This window comes from Myceligenerans indicum (genome assembly GCF_016742955.1).
Classification (GTDB): Bacteria; Actinomycetota; Actinomycetes; order Actinomycetales; family Cellulomonadaceae; genus Myceligenerans; species Myceligenerans indicum.
In genome coordinates, this window is sequence record NZ_JABBYC010000042.1 from 23,310 (window position 1) to 41,308 (window position 17,999).

The window sequence follows — 17,999 nt, forward strand, 5'->3', positions numbered from 1 at the left end:
TCCATTGATCTCTCGTGCCACGAGCCGGGGCGGCCCATGGAGTGGGGGGTGTGGCTGCTGCGGCTCAGCTCGATGCGGTAGACGCCGCGTCGCCCGCGCAAAGCGCGACGCGTGCGACGCGCAGGATCTCGGCGGTCGAGATCGTGATGCCGTCGGGGATGTCCCGTACGGCGGGGTCGACCCAGACGCCGGTCTCACGCCGCCACGGCAGAAGGTCCAGGGTGAGACCTTCGTCCGTGACCCGTTCACGCCAGTCGGTCAGGTCGATGTCCCAGGTGCGCCCGTGCCAGAAGTGGTCGCTGATGACGTGGGATCCGACGCGGGCGCGGCCCACGTCCCCGGTCCAGTCGATCCGCAGCAAGGTCCTGTCGGCGCCGTGGAGGACCTCGGCAGGGATGTCGACGGTGACGCTGGCCGCGCCGGAGTAGTCCCGCGGAGCACTGAGCCGGTTCATCGGCCCGCCGGTGGCCGGGGCCGGCGGCGCCGGCGCCTCGGGCCGCAGATCACCGGCCACCGTCGTCACGCCGGCACCCGGCACGGTGACGCTCCAGGTTCCCCAGAGACCGGACCTGGATGCCGGTCCGGTGATCTCCGCGTCTCTCGTGGTCAGTGCGCTCGGCGGCGGAAGTATCGAGATGTCGACCGACGCCGAGGTGGTGTACGCGACGATCTCCCCGCCCCGTCCGACATGGACGGGTGCCTCGCACAGGACCAGCCGCTGCCGTCCGTCGATCTCGAACCGGTACAGCTGGTCGGCGGAGTCCTCGTCCAGTACGAGCACGCGAACTCCCGGCAGTTCGACCACGGTCCGGGGGCCAGGAGGGTCGTCGAGCTCGATGACGGTTGCTCCGTCGATCACCTGTCCGGTGCCTGCTCCGCGCACGTCGACCTCGCCGTCCACCACGAGCTCGACCGGGACGCCGTCCGTGGCACCCAGGACCACGATCTCGCCGCGCTCGTCGGCGACGCGCGTGATCAGCTGTGCCGTGGCACTGCGCAGTCGCAGCTCGCCGGTGAGCTGGTAGCGCAACGGCCAGGCCACGGACACGCCTGCGGGGAGGTTCGTCGGACGTGACGGCACGGTCACGGTCGCGTCGTCGAACTCGACGGAGAGCTGGACGGCATCCTGGGGCTCGAGCGGACGCCGGCCCGCCTGGTAGGTGGTCAGGAAGACGTATCCGCGAGCGCCGTCGGAGCGCACGGACCAGCGCAGCTCGGCGGGGTCGTCGCTTCCCCCGCCCACCGTGGTGCTCATCGTCGCGAGCTGGGACCCTTCGAGGGCGAGCCACAGGTGCTGACGGCGCAGGAGGTGGTGGTGGGGCCGGATCTGGCCGTGCTCACCGATCGGTGCGTAGAAGTCGTAGCTCAGGGTCGGCACGTCGTTCGGGTATCCGGTGGCGTGCGACTCCTGCTCGGTGCCGTGCGGGCCGACCCGTTGCGTCCCTCCGGCGTACATGTAGTACCCCTGCCAGATCGATCCGCTGCCGATCTTGGCCAGCGCGAGCGAGGCGACGTCTTCGGCCGTGACCAGGGGGCGGCGGTGGTATGCGACGTGCATGCCGCCGCCGAGCTCGCAGGTGGCGAACGGCAGGGCGTCGTCATCCTTGAGCGGCACGGTCGTGGACCCCAGGACGATCCCGTCGAGGGCCTCGCGCAGGTCCGCGCCCACAGTCAGGTCGTCGCGCACCTCGCTGTAGCGGAAGTGGAACGCGGCGAAGGGTGGCCATTCGGTCGTGGTCTCCTCCCAGAAACCGTCCGAGTAGGCGCTGTACAACGGCAGGAGTGTCTCGGGAACCTGGGCGCCGCCCCAGCCGGTCGCCGTCCAGATCGGCACGTGCAGGCCGAGGTCTTCCGCGATGGTTCGCAGCATGGCGAGGTGCTGGGGCTGGTCGTAGAGCTCGTTGTCCATCTGCGCACCCACGACCGGGCCGCCCTCGGCGTGGGTGAGCCCGGCAAGCTGGGCGATCGTCTCGGCGTACAGGCGTCGGGCGAGCTCGAGGTAGTGCGGGTCGTTCGTCCGGGTGGGGAGGTCGAGCTCGACGAGCCAGTCGGGGAACCCGCCGTACCGCGCCTCCCCGTGACCCCAGGGGCCCATCCGGACGATGACGTCCAGACCGAGCTCACCCGCCAGTGTGGCGAAGGCACGCAGGTCTCGGTTGCCGTCCCAGTGGAACTGCCCCGGCTCCGGCTCGTGGGCCTGCCAGAAGACGTAGGTCGCGACCGTGTCCAGTCCGCCGGCGCGCGCGTGGCCGAGGACCTCGGCCCATCGGTCTCGGGGTATGCGCGAGTAGTGGATCTCGCCGGTGATCGGGAACCAGGGTCGCCCGGCGCGCTCGAGCCAGCGGCTGGTGACCTCGATGCGGTCGGTCGCACCGGCAGGTTCTCCCAGTTTCAGGTGCCCTCGACGAGGTGGGGGCGGAGCCGTCGCTCGGACCCGGGGCAGTGCTGTGGTGGTGATGTCGTTCATTCCTCTCCTTCGAGGCTTTTCGTGGTGGGTCGTCGCGGCTGTCGCGGGGCCGGCCCGAGCAGCAGGGCCGCCGGGGTGTTCAGGGGGTCGGTCGTGATGACGTCGCGCGCGAGCGAGGTGGCACGTGCCGGCTGATCGTCCAGGGCGGCGAGCTGGGCCCTCAGGACGAGGACCCGGATGTCGTGCGCCTGCTGCACGTCGTGCGTGAACAGGAGCATCGTCGGGAGCGAGGTCGCGAAGTAGTCGATCTCGGCCACCTGGGCGGACCGGTCCTCGACGTAACGGGCCAGTCCCTCTCGTAGTATGAGGGCCTCGTCGTCGTGCCCGAGCCGCGAGAGGGCCGTGATGGACGCGGCCGTGCGCTCGGAGTAGTCCTGGACCTGCATGCCCTGGAAGTCGCCCTGCTGGGCCGCGGCCACGGTCCACGCCTCGCGAGCCTCCTGGTTGCGATCGCAGGCCGCGAGCGCATCGCCGAGCAGCAGGTGCAGGTCGGCGGTGTTCGCGAGGGTGTGGCGGGCTTCGCCCAGGGTGGGGATCGGTTCGAGTGCGGCGTTGGCGTGGGCCAGCGCGGCGTCCGTGTCGCCTGCGTCGAGCGCTGTGCGCCCGAGGACCAGGTGAGCGTCCTCCCACGCGGCCAGGACTCGCCCTTCGCCGCCTTCCCACGGTTGGAAGGATCGGGCCCGGAGCACGTCGAGGGCTTCGTCGGCACGCCCGATCGCGGTGAGCAGCTCGGCGAGCTGGACCGTCAGGTCGTCGCGCTCCCCGACCAGGTCGGGGCGCTCGAGCAGAGCTGCGACGCGGTGGGCCGGGTCTGCTCCTCGGCGTCCCTCGAGCTGGTCGGCCTCGTAGAACAGTCGTGCGTCGTCCGGGGCTGCCTTGCGGGCACGCTCGTAGTAACGGGCCGCGCGTTCGGCGTCGCCGAGCACGTTGTGGACCGCGACGGCCAGGTTTCGCAGGACGACCGGGTCGGTCTCGTCGCCGGCGGCGGAGGTCTCCCATGCGTCGATCGCTTCCTGTCGGCGTCCCGCCGCGTACAGCCAGTGCCCTGCCAGGCCTGCGAGCAGCGGGTCGCCGGGCCACTGGTGGCGCAGCCTGGCGAGCATGTCGTTGTCGGTCGCCGCGGGGAAGCACCAGGTCCGTGAGACCGTGCGCGCGCGGTCGACGAGGCCGGCCGCCCGCTCTCGCCTGTCCTGGGAGAGTTCGAGGTCCGCGCGGTGCAGGAGGGCGAGCGGCTGCACGTTGCGCCGGCCGGGGGCGGTGGGTGTCGCGGCGACCTGGTCGAGCAGCTCCATGGCCGTGCGCCGTTCACCGGCGGACGCGTACTCGAGTGCGACGTCGAGCATGATGGTGGCGTCCCCGGTGGGGTCCACGTCGAGTCCGGCGCGGGCGCCGAGGTCGCGCGCCCACGCGTCGAGCGGGTCTGACTCCAGGGTCCCGGTCACGAGTTCGCGGGCGCGTGCGAGGTTCCCCGTGCGCCGGGCGGCGATCGCCGCCAGGTTGCGGGCCTGGACGTGCCCGGGCGTGGCACGGACGAGCTCCTCCAGCGGCTCTGCCGCCTCGTGGTTGCGTCCCTCGGCGAGGTCGATCCGTGCGGTGGCCACCACCGCGGCATCGTGCCAGGTCTGGTCCCACAGGGCGGTGCCGAACGCCGTGCGTGCCTCCGAGGCTCGCCCTCGGCGGGCGAGGACCACCCCGAGGCGGTAGTGCGCCTCTGCGTCGCGCGGGTTGGGGTTGCGCCGCGTCAGGCGTGTGATCGCGGTGCGCAGCATCCGCTCGGCTTCCTCCAGTCGCCCGTCGTGCATGCGACGCGCGGCCAGTGCCGTGTTCGAGCGTGCGTCCTGCCCGTCGCGGCGGAGTGCTTCGAGCCAGTAGGGCTCGGGTGAGCGCGTGGCGTGCCGGTACTGGTCGAGGTGGACACCGGTCAGGTACAGCTCGTCGACCGACGGGACGTCCCCGGGCGCGGGCGGCTCGGTTGCCGGCTGGGGCGGCTCGGCGAGGTCCGTCTCGGCGGTGCGGGGTCGCCAGGTCAGCAGTGCGGCGCCGTCGTGCTCGATGATCAGCTCGTACGCGCTGGGGTCGCTGTCCGTGGCCCCGGGCAGGTCGTGGACGAACGGCTGCCCCGGCGCGAGGTCGACCTCCTGGTCCAGCAGCACCTCGGTGGCGTGTCGGAGCCGGACGCGTGCGGCCGGCCGGGGCTCCGTCACGGCGACACCGATCCGCACCGTCCTGTCGGTGACGTCCAGTCGCACCGCGGCGTCCCGCGTGGCCTGGTGCACCGGTCCGATCTCCTGGATCGGATACCAGTACTGGGAGAAGGTCTTGGTCTCGCCGGGCCGAAGGAACGCGAAATCGGGCTGGTTGTCGGTGAAGACGCCTGCCATGAGCTCGACGTACGGCCCGTTGCCGTCGGTCAGCTGGGCGTCCCATGCCCAGCCGAACGGCGCGTTGCCCCAGGTCCACATCTTCTTTCCGGGCGCGATGCGGTGATCGGCCCAGTGCACGAATCCGGCCCGGGCGCCGTGGTCGTAGCCGCCGAAGAAATCGTCCTGGGTTCCCAGGCACATGTACGACGTCGGGACCGGGATGTTCCTGTACCAGTCGAGCCTGTCGCCGTCGGGGCGCTGCTCGGTGCGCCGGCTGGGGTAGTCGACGCCGTAGTAGCGCCCCGTGGCGGCCGGAAAGGTCGTCACCGCACGCTTGGCGTGGTCGGCCACGACGTCGACGTCCGTCGGGAAGAAGGACTGGTAGTCGTCGTTGACCGCGGCCGCGACGTTGGCCCACCACAGGAACGTCTGGACGTCGTCGGTGCGGTTGACCAGGTGTCCCCGAACCTCGACGAGCGCGCTCGACGGGCGCAGCCGCACGCCGTGCATGCCCTGCATGCGCCGGAACGGGTCGTGGTCGGAGCACCAGACGGTCACCGATCCGTCCTCGTCCTCCTCGATGCGCGCCTCGGTCGGCAGGTAGGTGGCCGGACGGTGGTGCTGAGGCCAGTTGAACTCGACGCCTCCGGAGATCCAGGGGCCCAGGATTCCCACCAGCGCGGGCTTGATGACGTCGTTGCGGTAGAAGAAGTCGTACCCGCGCGTGCGGTCGAGACCGACGTGGATCCGTCCCCCGAGCTCCGGCAGGACCATCAGGCGGACGTAGTCGTTCTCGATGTGGATCGCATCCCACGACCGGGGCTTCTTCTCCTGCGCGACCCGGTCGATGAACGGCATCGGGTAGACGGCACCGGACGAGCCCTGGTAGACCCGCTGATCGAGGTAGGCGGGGAAACGGTCGGGCTCCCCGACGTCGTAGGTGTCGATGGTGACGGGCTCCCGCCACGCACGCACGGGACGATCGGCGATCTCCGCCGGGGCGAGCGGAAGGACGATCCGGGACTCTTCGGTGAGCATGCTTGACCGTAGATCGGCTTGACGCCGGGCCACCATAGGCGATTCCATTCAGCACATGGACGAAACCACGATCAGCGACGAGGACAGGATCCGCGACGGCTTCGCCGGCCAGCGCATGGTCGTCGTGCCGCGGCCCGTGGTCCGCGAGACGCTCACCCAGCCGGTCACCTCTCGTCTCCTCGTGACCGACGCGGGTTTCTTCCCGCACGCGGCACGGCACGGTCGGTCACGGCCGGACGGGGCGCACCAGCACATCCTCATGGTGTGCACCGACGGTTCGGGCTGGTGCCGGATGCCTGGCGGCCGCCACACGGTCGAAAGGGGTGACGCCGTGCTGATCCCCGCGGGGTCGGCGCACGAGTACGCGGCGTCCGCGAGCGACCCGTGGACGCTGTGGTGGATGCACGTCATCGGCATCGACGCCGCCGAACTCGTCCAGACCGCTCACGCCTCCGCCGCGGGCCCGGTGTCCCACCTTCGTGACCCGGCTCCGGTGGCCAGCCTCATCTCGCAGACGGTCGACGCGCTCGACATGGGGACCGCCGGAGGGGCGCTGCGTGCGGCGGGTGCGGCCTGGCACGCGCTCGCGCTGGTCGCGGCGAACAGGCGCCGTGTCCGCGGCCCCGAGCCCAGCTCGGTCGAGCGCGCGGTGGAGCATCTGCGCGCGACAACCCCAAAGCGCACATCGGTCGAGGCGCTCGCCGCGCTCGTCGGCCTGGGCGTCTCACAGTTCTCCGCCCTGTTCCGCGAGCACGTCGGCGTCCCGCCGTTGCGGTACCAGAGCGATCTGCGCATGGCTCGCGCACGCGAGCTCCTGGACACCACCGACCAACCGGTCGCGGCGATCGCCCGGAGCTGTGGCTACGACGACGCGCTCTACTTCACGCGCCAGTTCACCCGGACCCACGGCCTGTCGCCGACCGCGTTCCGGCAGCGCGCACACTAGGCCGTCCCCCCACGCGGGCAGCAGCCCTTCGCCGGCAAGGCGGGCGAGCTGCGACGGGTCGCCGAGTGCCGCTTCCCGGACCTTCTCCAGGGGTAGGGTGCCGCGCATCACACGCCCACACCCACGGGAGGAACCCGATGGCCCAGTTCGACCTTCCCCTCGCCGAGCTCGAGACCTACCGCGTCGACGTCGACGAGCCGGCCGACTTCGACACGTTCTGGGCGGGCACCGTCGCCGAGGCACGGGAGCACGGCGGCGGCCCGGAGCTGGGACGAGTGGACACCGGCCTGACCGAGATCGTCGTCGACGACGTCACGTTCCCCGGCTTCGGCGGACACCCGGTCAAGGGCTGGCTGGCTCGCCCCGCACACGCCGACGGCCCCTTGCCCGCGGTGGTCGAGTACCTGGGGTACGGCGGTGGTCGCGGGCTGCCGCACGAGTGGCTCGGCCTCGCCGCGGCCGGGTACGCCCACCTCGTGATGGACACGCGCGGCCAGGGATCCGCCGGAGGCTCCGGCGGCGACACGCCGGACCCGGTGGGCAGCGGGCCGGCATTCCCCGGCTTCCTGACTCGCGGCATCCTCGACCCGGCCGATCACTACTACCGGCGGGTGTTCACCGACGGCGTCCGCGCGGTCGACGCCGTGCGCCAGGTCGACGGCGTGGATCCGGCTCGCGTGGCCGTCACGGGCACGAGCCAGGGCGGCGGCATCGCCATCGCGGTCGCGGGCCTCGTGCCGGACCTCCCGGCGGCCGCGCCGAACGTTCCGTTCCTGTGCCACTACCGCCGGGCCGTGCAGATCTCCGACACCCTCCCCTACGGCGAGATCACGAGATACCTGTCGGTACACCGCGAGCACGCCGACGCCGCGTGGCGCACGCTCTCTTACCTCGACGGGATGTCTTTCGCACGCCGCGCACGAGCAGCGGGCCTCTTCTCCGTGGCACTCCTGGACGACATCTGCCCGCCGTCCACCGTCTACGCGACATACAACGCCTGGGGAGCCGCCTCCACAGGGGTGGAACGCGAGATCGACGTCTACCCCTACAACGGACACGAAGGCGGCCAGGGGTACCGCTTCACCCCCACCCTGGCCTGGCTCGGCAAGCATCTCTGAACGCCGCGCCCGAAACCGCCTCATGGGTCGGCCGAGGAGTTCACCTCACGAGTCGGTGGTGGGGAGATTCCCCGACTTCAGGACCGCCCAGAGCTTGCTGATCCGCTCCCCCATGTCGACGGACTCCGGACGGAGCAGCCACTGGAGCTGCAGGCCGTCGGCCACGGCGACCAGGATCGACGCGGCGTCCTCGGCGCCGATGGCCGACGAGAACTCCCCTGCGTCCTGCTGGGCCCGGATGTCAGTGGCGATCTCCTCGATGAGCCACCGATAACGCTCCACGAAGAAGTCGTGGGCGACGCTGCCGTCGCCGACGGCGCTCTCGGCCGACATCGAGACGAACAGCCGCACGAGGCCGGGCTCGTCGGCGTTCCGTTCGACGGCCCCGAGCAACCTGCTGACCGAGTGCACGTGGCTGAACTCCTCCGGCTCGATCGCCCGGTCGTCACGTCGACGAAGAACCGCGAGGAAGAGCTCCTCCTTGGCACTGAAGTAGTGCAGCAGGCCCGCCTGGCTCAGGCCCGACTGCCTGGCGATCTCCCGCATCGAGGTTCGGTCGTAGCCCCGGCGCGCGAACTCCTCGAGAGCGACGTCGAGGATCTCCTCGCGCTTGGCGAGACCCTTCGCGTAGGGACCACGGGTTGCCATGCCGCCATAGTAGCGGCGCCGGATCTATGAAAGTATGTCGTTGATCGGTTTTACGGACCTTCGATGAAGCGGGGACGACGATGGACGACCAGACCAGGACACACCTGCGCACACTGCGCGAGTCGCTGTCCTTGGACGAGAAGGTGCGGCTGCTCACGGGGAGGGACTCCTGGTCCACGGCTGCCCTGCCCTCGATCGGCCTGCGCTCCATGGTGCTCTCCGACGGCCCGGCGGGAGTCCGCGGCCAGCTGTGGGACGAGCGCTCCCCCTCGGTCAACTTCCCCTCGCCCACCGCGGTCGCCGCCTCCTGGGACCGCCGCATGGTCGAGCGTGTCGGCCGGGGCCTGGGCGGGGAGGCGGTACGCAAGGGCGTCGACGTCGTCCTCGCCCCGACGATCAACATCCAACGGACTCCCTACGGAGGTCGCCACTTCGAGGCCTTCAGCGAGGACCCGCTGCTGACGCGCGAGCTGGCGACCTGCTACGTGCGCGGCATCCAGGAGTTCGGCGTCGGCGCGACCGTCAAGCACTACGTGGCCAACGACTCCGAGACGGAACGGTTCACGGTCGACGTGCGCGTCACGGACCGCACGTTGCGCGAGGTCTACCTCGCGGCCTTCGAGGGGCCGGTCGTGGAGGGCGGCAGCCTGCTCGTCATGAGCGCCTACAACTCGGTCAACGGCCGCACCGCGTCGGAGAACGACCTGCTGACGACCCCGCTGAACGACGAGTGGGGGTTCGAGGGCGTCGTGGTCAGCGACTGGACGGCCGTACGGACGCTCGAGAGCGCGCGGCACCCCCAGGACCTCGTCATGCCCGGCCCTGACGGCCCGTGGGGTGCCGAGCTGGTCCGCGCCGTCGAGGAAGGACGCGTCCCCGTCGAGACCGTCGACCGGAAGATCGACCGGCTCCTGGCCCTCGCGGCGCGCGTCGGCGCGCTCACCGGCCTGCCCGCCCCGTCGCGGCCTCCGGCCGAGGACGCGCGTGCGACGGCGCACGCCGCCGCGGTCGCCGGGACCGTCCTGCTGCGCAACGACGGGCTCCTGCCCCTGGCGTCGCCGCGCTCGGTCGCGCTGATCGGTGAGGGTGCGCGCGTCGCGCGCACCCAGGGCGGCGGGAGCGCGACGGTGATCCCGACGTCGGTCAGCACGCCGGTCGAGGGCGTCGCGCGGCGCTGGCCGGACGCCGACGTCACGTGGTCGCTCGGCGCCGTCATGCAGCGCGGCACGGCGGACCTGCCGGGCGAGGACGTCACGACGCCCGACGGCGACCCGGGCATGACCGTGCGGTACCTCGCTGCCGACGGCACGGTGACGCTGGAGGAGAACCGCCGGGCGTCGCGCGTGGTCGGCTTCGCCCGGGACTCGCCGGTCGTCCGGGCCGACCGTGTGGAGCTGAGCTTCCGCTGGCGCACCCACGACGCCGTGACACGGCTCGGCATCGTCGGTGTGGCCGGCTACACCGTGACCGCGGACGGCGTCGAGGTCGCCGCGGGCGAACAGCACCTGCGTCCCGGCGACGACCCGGCGGCCACGGTCCTGCACCCCCCGAGCGAGGCGGTCGAGGTCCCGACGCCCGCACCGGACACCCTCGTGACGGTCACCTTCCGGCCCTTCTCCGAGGGGATCCCCGACGCCCTCACCCTGGGTGTCGGTGTGCCGCCCACCTCGCGCGACGCGGACGCCCTGATCGCCGAGGCGGCGGCCGCGGCGGCTGCGGCCGAGGTCGCCGTCGTCGTCGTCTCGACGTCCGGCGAGGTCGAGTCCGAGGGGTTCGACCGCACCTCGCTGTCCCTGCCGGGGCGGCAGGACGACCTCGTGCGGGCGGTGGCCGCCGCCAACCCCCGGACCGTCGTCGTGGTCAACTCCGGGGCGCCCGTGCTGCTGCCCTGGCGCGAGGACGTGGCCGCGGTGCTGGTCACCTGGTTCCCGGGCCAGGCCTTCGGCGACGCCCTGGCGGACGTGCTCAGCGGTGACGCCGAGCCGGGCGGCCGCCTCCCCGTGACGTGGCCGGACGTCGAGGACACGGTGCCGGTGTCGGACACGCGTCCTGTGGACGGTGTCCTGCGGTACACCGAGGGCGTGCACGTGGGCAGCCGCGCCTGGCTGCGGGCGGGCGTCGCGCCGGCGTACCCGTTCGGTCACGGGCTGGGCTACACGACCTGGACCCTCGACCACGTCGAGGCTCCCGCCACGCTGCCGGCCGGCGAGGACGCCGTGCTGCGCGCCAGGCTCACCAACCACGGCGACCGCACCGGCAAGACGGTGGCGCAGGTCTACCTCGAGCGCGCCACGCCGTCCGACATCGACCGGCCCGTACGCTGGCTGGGCGGCTTCGCGACCGCGACGGCCGCGCCGGGCGAGACGGTCGTGGTCGACGTGCCGGTCGCCGCACGAGCCTTCCAGCACTGGGACGAGGGCTGGCGCACCGAGCCCGGCACCTACGTGGCGCGCGCCGGGTTCTCCGTCGAGGACCTGCCCGTCGCGGTCGACGTGTGCGTCGAGCCGCCCGCTCCCGATGCTTCGGAGGCACCGGCAGCGGTCGAGGCGGCCGCACGAGCCTCCGACTGAACACTCCTGCCACGACCGCTCCAGCACCAGGGAGAGAACGATGACGAACGATCCCCTCGACGGCGCACGCTTCCTCGGATCGGATGCCGAGCGCGCCGCCGCGACCCGCTTCTGGGTCGAGCTCGACCTCGACCGGCCACGCACCGAGGTCACCGGTGCGGTGCTGCGCGCCACCGCCCACGGCGTCTACGAGGCCCGCCTCGACGGCACGCCCGTCTCGGACTCGGTGCTCGACCCGGGGTGGACCTCCTACGAGTGGCGGCTGGCGTACCAGGAGCACGACGTGCGCGCCCTGGTCGCCGGTGGCGCCGGGCCGCTGCGCATCGACCTCCTGCTGGGCAACGGCTGGTACCGGGGCGACCTGGGATTCGCCGGAGCGCGGGCGAACTACGGCGAGGAGATCGCCGTCGCCGCGGTCCTGGACCTCACCTACCGGGACGGCTCGACCCAGCGTGTCGTGACCGGGGAGGGCTGGTCCGCGGAGACGACGGAGATCCTGCGCAACTCGCTCTACGACGGCCAGACGATCGACGCGCGTCGGCGCGGCCACCCCTCGCCGCTGGCAGTGCACGAGGTGGACGTGGACCGCTCGACCCTCGTGGCCACGACGCGCCCTCCCGTCCGGAGACAGGAGACCCTGCGTCCGGTCGAGATCTGGCAGTCACCGGGCGGATCCACGCTCGTGGACTTCGGCCAGAACCTCGTCGGCTGGCTCCGGCTCACCGTCCAGGGTCCCGCCGGCACCGAGATCGAGATCCGGCACGCCGAGGTGCTGGAGCACGGCGAGCTCGGTACCCGGCCGCTGCGGGGCGCCGCCGCCCGGGACGTGTTCGTGCTCTCGGGCGGGGTGGACACGTTCGAGCCGACGCTCACGTTCCACGGCTTCCGCTACGCCTCCGTGGCCGGATGGCCCGGCGAGCTGACCGCCGACAGCCTCGAAGCGGTCGTGGTGCACTCCGAGATGGCCCGCACCGGGACCTTCTCCTGCTCCGACCCGGACGTGAACCAGCTCGTGCACAACTCGGTGTGGGGCCAGAAGGGGAACTTTCTCTCCGTCCCGACCGACTGCCCCCAGCGCGACGAGCGGCTGGGCTGGACCGGCGACATCGCCGCCTACGCCGCGTCGGCGGCCTTCCAGTTCGACACTGCCGACTTCCTGCACGACTGGCTGGCCGACCTGCACGCCGAGACCGAGCACTCCCCCGATCGCGGCGTGCCGCTCGTGGTTCCCGACGTGCTCAAGTATGCCCGCTGGCCTGCGGACTTCAGCCTGCCGCCGTGGGCCGCCACGGCGATCTGGGGTGACGCGTCCATCTGGGTTCCCCAGGCACTGTGGACCGCGTACGGCGACGCCGGGCGCCTGGCCGAGCACTACCCGGCGATGAAGCTGCACCTCGAGTCCGTGGAGCCCTACGTCTCCCCCACGGGCCTGTGGGACCTCGGCAACCAGCTCGGCGACTGGCTCGACCCCGACGCCCCGCCCGGGGAGCCGGACGCCGCCAAGGCCGACCCCTCGGTGGTCGCCACGGCCTGCCTCGTCCGGTCGGCCCGGTTCGCCGCCGAGGCGGCCGCCGTCGCCGGCGAGGCGGCCGACGCCGAACGCTGGGCGCGGCTGGCGGCCCGCACCCGCACGGCGTTCACCGAGCACTACGTCCAGGACGGCGTGATCCGGTCGGACTGCACCACGGTGTACGCCCTCGCGATCGCGTTCGACGTCCTCGACGCCGACGACCGTGCCGCCGCCGGCGAGCGCCTCGCCGCACTCGTACGCGCGGCGGGCTACACGGTGACCACGGGGTTCGCGGGCACGCCGTTCATCACCTGGGCACTGTCGGAGACCGGGCACGTCGAGGACGCGTACGCGCTCCTGCTGGAGACGTCGTGCCCGTCGTGGCTGTACCCGGTCAGGATGGGCGCGACCACGGTGTGGGAGCGCTGGGACTCGATGCTGCCGGACGGGTCGATCAACTCCGGCGAGATGACGAGCTTCAACCACTACGCGCTCGGCGCGGTCGCCGACTGGATCTACCAGGTCGTCGGCGGTCTCCGTCCCGCCGCGCCCGGCTACGACCGCGTCCGGATCGAGCCCGTTCCGGGACCGGGGATCGACTGGGCCGAGACCTCGTACGAGACCCGGCACGGACGCGTCGCGGTCGCGTGGCGTCGCGACGGCGACCGCTTCGTCCTGGAGACCACACTGCCCGACGGGCTCCCCGCCGAGATCGTCCTGCCGGACGGCCGCGTCGAGGAGGTCGTCGGCGGCGTCCACCGCCTGACGTCGGCCTGAGCACGCAGGAGTGCGCCCGTCGCCCCGGTCGCGGGGACGACGGGCGCGCTCTGGTGCGGCGTCACCGCACCGGGGACTCCGCGGCGGTCCTCGCCGGGTCGCGTTCGACCACGTCGCCGAGCGCCTCGTCGATCCGTGCCATGAGCTCGGCGGGGATGACGACGCCGGACGCCGCGACGTTCTCCCGGACCTGTTCGGGGCGCGAGGCCCCGATGAGGGCCGCGGAGACGTTGTCGTTCTGGAGCACCCACGCCACGGCGAGCTGCGCCATCGTGAGCGAGAGCTCGTCGGCGACCGGGCGCAGCGCCTCGACACGCTCCAGGACGTCGTCCCGCAGGAAGCGGGTGATCATCTCGGCCCCACCGTTGCCGTCGGTGGCACGGCTGCCCGACGGCGGCCGGTGGCCGGGCCGGTACTTGCCGGTCAGGACGCCCTGGGCCACCGGCGACCAGACGATCTGCGACATGCCGAGCTCACGCGAGGTGGGCACGACCTCCGCCTCGATGATGCGCCAGAGCGCCGAGTACTGCGGCTGGTTCGAGACGAACGGGATCCGCAGCTCGCGGGCGAGCGCGGCCCCGGCCCGCAGCTGCTCGGCGGTCCACTCGCTCACGCCGATGTAGAGCGCCTTGCCCGAACGGACGATGTCGGCGAAGGCCACCATCGTCTCCTCCAGGGGCGTCGCGTTGTCCCAGCGGTGGGCCTGGTACAGATCCACGTAGTCGGTCCCGAGTCGCCGCAGGGATCCGTCGATGGACTCCATCAGGTGCTTGCGGGACAGCCCGACGTCGTTCGGACCGCGCGGGCCGACGGGGTAGTAGGCCTTGGTGAGGATCTCGAGCGACTCGCGGCGCTGCCCCCGCAGGGCATCGCCGAGGACCCGTTCGGCCGCGGTGTCGGCATACATGTCGGCGGTGTCGAAGGTGGTGATGCCGGCGTCCAGGGCCGCGTGCACGCACGCGGTCGCCGCGTCGTCCTCGACCTGGGAGGCGTGCGTCAGCCAGTTGCCGAGCGTGATCTCCGAGACCTTGAGTCCGGAGCTGCCGAGATGTCGGTGTCTCATGCGGTGGTGCTCACCCCTTGACGGCGCCGGAAGTCATCCCGGCCACGATCTGACGGTTGAAGAAGATGTACATGACCAGCGGTGGGATCGTGATCAGCAGGATGTCGGTGAACAGCAGGTTCCAGGTCGTCTGGAACTGGCTCTGGAAGTTGAACAGCGTCAGCTGGACCGTCGCGTTCTCCTGGCCCGGAGCGAAGTACAGCGGGTTCGCGAAGTCGTTGAACACCGTCACCGACTGCACGACCACGGCGGTCACGATCACGCTCCTCATCAGCGGGAAGCCGATCTGGAAGAACAGACGGACCGGGCCGGCGCCGTCGATCGTCGCCGCCTCGTCGAGCTCCCGCGGGACGTTCGACACGAACGCACGGAAGAGCAGGACGCAGAACGACATGCCGAAGGCGACCTCGATGAGGACGAGTCCGCCGATCGTGTTGAAGATGCCGAGGGTCTGCATGAGCCGGGCGGTGGGCACGATCGCCGGCGGCACGATCAGCCCCGCGAGCACGAAGAACGTGATCACGCCGTTCCACCGTGACGGCCGCCGGGCGAGCACCCAGCCGATCATGGCGGCGAGCACCACCATGATCGTCACCGCGAGCACGGTCAGGACCGCGCTGTTGATGAACGCCGTGATGAGCATGTAGTCACGTGCCTGGAAGACGGCGACGACGTTCTCCCAGAAGGCGATGTCGACCGGCCAGGAGAACTGCAGGCTCGCCGAGTCCGGACCCGTCTTGAGCGATTGCACGACGATGAACGCGAACGGGACGAGGAAGATGGCCGCCGACAACAGCACGGCGACGGCGCCGTAGACGTGGCGCGAGACGGTGCGGCTCACAGTTCTGTCTGCTTTCGGTTGAGCCACCAGAACAGTGGCAGGATGACAGCGCTCACGACCACGAAGAGCACGACGTTGCCCGCGGTGGACAGGCCGAAGAAGCCGTAGGCGTACTGCTTGTAGATGACCGACGCGAGCACGTCGCTGGCGAATCCGGGTCCGCCGCCGGTCATGACCCAGATCAGCTGGAACTCCCGGAGCCCGCCGATGAGCGAGAGGATGATGACCGTGGTGGTCGCCGGGCGGACGAGCGGCACCGTGACGCTCCAGAAGCGGTGCCAGCCCCCGGCGCCGTCCACTCTCGCCGCCTCGTAGTACTCCTGCGGGATCGCGACCAGTCCCGCCATGTAGATGAGTGCCGCCAGACCGACCCCGCGCCACACGTCGACCAGGATGATCGAGTAGAGGGCGAGGTCCGGGTTCGTCAGCCATCCCGGACCGTCGATGCCGAAGACGGCCAGGAACTTGTTGATGACGCCGTCGTACGGGTCCATGAGCGCCTGGAAGGTGATCCCCACGCCGACGGTGCTGACCAGCACGGGGAAGAAGACGACGGCGCGCAGGTACCCACGCCCCCAGATGTCGGAGGTGAGCAGGACACCGATGAGCAGTCCCAGCACGATCTTCAGGCCGGATGTCAGGCTGCCGAAGATGAGGGTGTTCGTGAACCCCTTGCTGAGCTGCGGGTCGCCGAAGAACGTCACGAAGTTGTCGAACCCGATGAACTCGACGTCGAACAGGGTCCATCGTGTGAACGCGTAGTAGAACGACGCGAAGGTCGGCACGATGAACAGCACGACGAAGACCGCGGCGCCCGGAAGGAGGAACCAGTGCGGATACATGCGCCGCGCGTAGCTGCGGGAGGACGCGCGGCGTCCGGGCGCTCGTGCCGCCGCGGTGTCCGACGCGTCAGAAGGTGCGAGTGTCGCCATCTTGAGACCTTTGGTGAGGCGGGGCCGCCGGCACGCCGACGGCCCCACGTGGAAATGGCTGGGCCTACCAGCCCGGCAGGCCCAGTTGCTGCGCCTGCTTGGCGGCGTCCGCGTCGTACAGCTCGGCGCCGCTGCGCCCGTCCCGGACCCCCGACCCCACCTCGACGGCGATCTGCATGAGGTTCGGCCCCTTGACCGGCGAGAGGAACTCCAGCGCCGGCGCCACGGTGCCCGCCTCGAAGTACGGGCTGAAGTCCGCCACGATGCGCGGCGCCTCGTCCGGTACCGTGCACCCCTCCACCAGATACTGACCGGTCGCGCCGAGCGCTTCCGTGATCGCGTCGCAACCCGCGGGACTGGCGACGAAGGCCATGAACTCCTTGACGGCGTCCGGGTGCTCGGTGTTCGCCGGCGCGTAGAGCGCAGGCGGCATCCAGATCGTCGTGCCGGGCTCCGTCGCGGCCTCACCAGGAACGCCGAAGAACCCGACGTCCTCGGCCTGGTCCGGCCAGTTCGTGGCGATGGTCGCCTGCGCGAACCCCAGCATGGGGTAGTGCGCGGCCTTGCCGGTCGCGACTGCCTCCAGCCCGTCGTTGAGCAACGCCGACGCGTAGTCCTCGTTGAGGTAGTCCCGCTCGTAGACGTCCTGGAGCTTCGTGAAGCCCCGCACCGCGACCGGGTCGTCGGCGAAGTTGACCTCGCCCGCCGTGTACTTGCTCGCCCAGTCCGTATCGCTCGCCCACACGTTGTAGAAGTCGGCAAGGACGAGGATCTGCGCCGTCCAGGCGTCCCCGTGCGTCTGCTCGACGGCGACATAGCCCGCGTCGCGGATCGCGTCGGAGTTCGCCAGGAACTCGTCCCACGTGGTCGGCACCTCCAGACCCAGCTCCTCGTAGATCGGGATGCTGTAGAAGATCCCGCCGCCGCCCGCCGTCTGGACGGGGACGCCGAAGACGCCGTCGTCCGTCGACACGGCCGAGATCCAGGAGTCGTCGAGGCCGTCGACGAAGCTCTCGTCGGAGATGTCGAGCATCGTCTGGTCGGGGTTCAGCGCCTGCAGCAACGACCCGCTGTTGTACCAGAACATGTCCGGCATCTCGCCTGTCGCCAGGCGGGTCTTCACAAGGTTGTCCAGCTCAGCGGAGTCGCTGGGCCCCGAGGCGTCGACCTCGACGGTGACGTCCGGCTGCGACGCGTTGAAGGCATCCGCGAGCGCCTCCGCGGTCGCGATGTTGGTCTCGACGCCCGACCCCTGGAACCACTCCAGCGTCACGGGCCCTTCGGCCGGAGCGTCGCCGGATTCTCCGCCTCCGGAACACCCCGCCAGCACGAGACCCGTGGCCGCCAGTCCGGCGACTGCGACCAGGCCTGCTCGATGTGTGTGTGCAGACATGCCTACCTCCTCGTAGGTATCCCTCCGGTGCGTTCGCCATGCGAAAACTAATCACCGATGGGCTTTCGCCGATCGTACGGCGCCTTGCGGAAGGGCGTCAATCACGGTCGCATCACGGTTGCGACGCGGGAGCCGCCGCGTTTCCGGCCCGAGTGACCGCTCCCTCCAGGCGCCAGCTTGTCGGTGGGGCATCGGCGGGGGTTCGTCGATCGGTTGTCGTTGCCCGGTCTCTTATACACATCTCCGAGCCCACGAGACGGAGCTACATCCCGTATGCCGTCTTCTGCTTGAAAAAATCTGCACTGATGCGTGAACTGGCGGGCTTGAGTTGTC

11 protein-coding genes are annotated in these 17,999 nt (G+C 71.0%); 4 read left to right on the forward strand and 7 right to left on the reverse strand.

Translation table 11 applies throughout. From position 1 onward, the window contains the following. Nucleotides 1-64: 64 nt before the first annotated feature. Nucleotides 65-2,467, reverse strand: coding sequence for a beta-galactosidase (locus tag HGK34_RS17445; RefSeq protein ID WP_201849753.1), 2,403 nt, complete (start codon nucleotides 2,465-2,467; stop codon nucleotides 65-67). Beyond that, nucleotides 2,464-5,868 (reverse strand): DUF5107 domain-containing protein, encoded by a 3,405-nt coding sequence (locus HGK34_RS17450; RefSeq protein WP_201849755.1) that lies wholly within the window; start codon nucleotides 5,866-5,868, stop codon nucleotides 2,464-2,466. The genes HGK34_RS17445 and HGK34_RS17450 overlap by 4 nt, the downstream gene beginning before the upstream one ends. A 55-nt stretch (nucleotides 5,869-5,923) precedes the next feature. On the opposite strand from HGK34_RS17450, the gene HGK34_RS17455 reads away from it, so the two are divergent. Beyond that, nucleotides 5,924-6,814, forward strand: a complete 891-nt coding sequence (locus HGK34_RS17455; protein ID WP_201849757.1) for an AraC family transcriptional regulator — start codon at nucleotides 5,924-5,926, stop codon at nucleotides 6,812-6,814. A gap of 137 nt (nucleotides 6,815-6,951) precedes the next feature. Then, a complete protein-coding gene (locus HGK34_RS17460) occupies nucleotides 6,952-7,932 on the forward strand; it encodes an acetylxylan esterase (protein WP_201849759.1) in 981 nt (326 codons plus the stop codon). A 45-nt stretch (nucleotides 7,933-7,977) separates the two neighbouring features. Here HGK34_RS17460 and HGK34_RS17465 read toward each other — a convergent pair whose 3' ends face one another. Next, complete coding sequence (locus HGK34_RS17465) at nucleotides 7,978-8,580, reverse strand: TetR family transcriptional regulator (protein ID WP_201849761.1); 603 nt, start codon at nucleotides 8,578-8,580, stop codon at nucleotides 7,978-7,980. 80 nt (nucleotides 8,581-8,660) lie between these two features. Between HGK34_RS17465 and HGK34_RS17470 the strand changes: the two genes are divergently transcribed. Both HGK34_RS17470 and HGK34_RS17475 read left to right on the forward strand, forming a co-directional pair. Further along, a complete protein-coding gene (locus HGK34_RS17470) occupies nucleotides 8,661-11,150 on the forward strand; it encodes a beta-glucosidase family protein (protein WP_201849763.1) in 2,490 nt (829 codons plus the stop codon). A 40-nt stretch (nucleotides 11,151-11,190) separates the two neighbouring features. Beyond that, a complete protein-coding gene (locus tag HGK34_RS17475; protein ID WP_201849765.1) occupies nucleotides 11,191-13,437 on the forward strand; it encodes a family 78 glycoside hydrolase catalytic domain in 2,247 nt (748 codons plus the stop codon). Nucleotides 13,438-13,498: 61 nt separating this feature from the next. On the opposite strand, the gene HGK34_RS17480 is transcribed toward HGK34_RS17475, so the two are convergent. From HGK34_RS17480 to HGK34_RS17490, 4 genes are all read right to left on the reverse strand, one after another. Next, entirely contained in the window at nucleotides 13,499-14,500 is a 1,002-nt protein-coding gene (locus HGK34_RS17480) for an aldo/keto reductase family protein (RefSeq protein ID WP_201849767.1), read from the reverse strand. 10 nt (nucleotides 14,501-14,510) lie between these two features. After that, nucleotides 14,511-15,341 carry a carbohydrate ABC transporter permease gene (locus tag HGK34_RS17485; RefSeq protein ID WP_307816050.1) on the reverse strand — a complete coding sequence of 277 codons (831 nt, stop codon included), beginning with the start codon at nucleotides 15,339-15,341 and terminating at the stop codon, nucleotides 14,511-14,513. Continuing rightward, nucleotides 15,338-16,273, reverse strand: a complete 936-nt coding sequence (locus HGK34_RS22935) for a carbohydrate ABC transporter permease (RefSeq protein ID WP_372433150.1) — start codon at nucleotides 16,271-16,273, stop codon at nucleotides 15,338-15,340. Before HGK34_RS22935 ends, HGK34_RS17485 begins: the two co-directional genes overlap by 4 nt. Nucleotides 16,274-16,337: 64 nt before the next feature. Continuing rightward, nucleotides 16,338-17,666 (reverse strand): ABC transporter substrate-binding protein, encoded by a 1,329-nt coding sequence (locus tag HGK34_RS17490; RefSeq protein WP_201849771.1) that lies wholly within the window; start codon nucleotides 17,664-17,666, stop codon nucleotides 16,338-16,340. Nucleotides 17,667-17,999: the final 333 nt, after the last annotated feature.

Excerpts from the sequence above, each read along its gene's own strand:
- HGK34_RS17445 (WP_201849753.1), bottom strand. The coding sequence starts at position 2,467 with ATGAACGACATCACCACCACAGCACTGCCCCGGGTCCGAGCGACGGCT.
- HGK34_RS17450 (WP_201849755.1), bottom strand. The coding sequence starts at position 5,868 with ATGCTCACCGAAGAGTCCCGGATCGTCCTTCCGCTCGCCCCGGCGGAG.
- HGK34_RS17455 (WP_201849757.1), top strand. The coding sequence starts at position 5,924 with ATGGACGAAACCACGATCAGCGACGAGGACAGGATCCGCGACGGCTTC.
- HGK34_RS17460 (WP_201849759.1), top strand. The coding sequence starts at position 6,952 with ATGGCCCAGTTCGACCTTCCCCTCGCCGAGCTCGAGACCTACCGCGTC.
- HGK34_RS17465 (WP_201849761.1), bottom strand. The coding sequence starts at position 8,580 with ATGGCAACCCGTGGTCCCTACGCGAAGGGTCTCGCCAAGCGCGAGGAG.
- HGK34_RS17470 (WP_201849763.1), top strand. The coding sequence starts at position 8,661 with ATGGACGACCAGACCAGGACACACCTGCGCACACTGCGCGAGTCGCTG.
- HGK34_RS17475 (WP_201849765.1), top strand. The coding sequence starts at position 11,191 with ATGACGAACGATCCCCTCGACGGCGCACGCTTCCTCGGATCGGATGCC.
- HGK34_RS17480 (WP_201849767.1), bottom strand. The coding sequence starts at position 14,500 with ATGAGACACCGACATCTCGGCAGCTCCGGACTCAAGGTCTCGGAGATC.
- HGK34_RS22935 (WP_372433150.1), bottom strand. The coding sequence starts at position 16,273 with ATGGCGACACTCGCACCTTCTGACGCGTCGGACACCGCGGCGGCACGA.
- HGK34_RS17490 (WP_201849771.1), bottom strand. The coding sequence starts at position 17,666 with ATGTCTGCACACACACATCGAGCAGGCCTGGTCGCAGTCGCCGGACTG.